1 protein-coding gene is annotated in these 789 nt (G+C 72.8%); it reads right to left on the bottom strand.

Features of this window, described 5'->3' with window-relative positions; all coding sequences use genetic code 11:
• Window positions 1-789, bottom strand: a 789-nt coding sequence (locus ACSC1Q_RS42975) for an acyl carrier protein (protein ID WP_436764509.1), incomplete at both ends; no start/stop codon positions are given.

The raw sequence follows: 789 nt of genomic DNA, 5'->3' as shown, positions 1-789 counted from the left end.
GCTTCCACCGCTGGTCGCGGCGGGGGTGCCGAGGCCGTAGTCGTGGTACATCACCCCGGCGAACACGCCCGTACGGCTGCCACGCAGTCCAACCGGGTCCAGGCCCGCCCGCTCGATCGCCTCCCACGACGCCTCCAGAAGCAGGCGCTGCTGCGGGTCCATGGCGAGGGCCTCGCGCGGGCTGATCCCGAAGAACACGGGGTCGAAGTCGGCGGCGTCGTACAGGAACGCGCCCTGCCGCGTGTAGCTCTTCCCCGGTGCGCCCGGTTCCGGGCCGTACACCCCTTCCACGTCCCAGCCGCGATCGGACGGGAAGTCGCCCACCGCGTCCCGGGCCTGCGCGACCAGGTCCCACAGGCCCTCTGGCGAGGAGACGCCGCCGGGATAGCGGCAGGCCATGCCCACGATCGCGATCGGATCGTCGGCCACCGACACATCGGCCACGACCGCCTGCGAGACCTGACCACCGGCCAACTCCCCGGCCAGGTAGTCCGCCACCGCCTCAGCCGTCGGATAGTCGAAGATGAGCGTGGCCGGGAGCCGCAACCCGGTCGCCGCGTTGAGCTGGTTGCGGAACTCGACCGCGGTCAGGGAGTCGAAGCCGAGGTCCTGGAACTGGCGCCGATGGTCGATCGCCGACCCGTCGGCGAAGCCGAGCACCGTCGCGGCATGCCCTCTGACCAGGTTGGCCAGCGTCAAACGCCGTTCGGCGGGGTCCAGCGCGGCCAGGCGCTGCGCGAGCCCACCGGCCTGGCCCGCCCGCCGCACCGGTGTGCGCCCGCCGGTACG

The organism is Streptosporangium heterodermiicola, from assembly GCF_051390675.1.
Classification (GTDB): Bacteria; Actinomycetota; Actinomycetes; order Streptosporangiales; family Streptosporangiaceae; genus Streptosporangium.
Note: the sequence above shows the minus strand (reverse complement) of the source record. Positions and strands in the feature narration are given on the sequence as shown.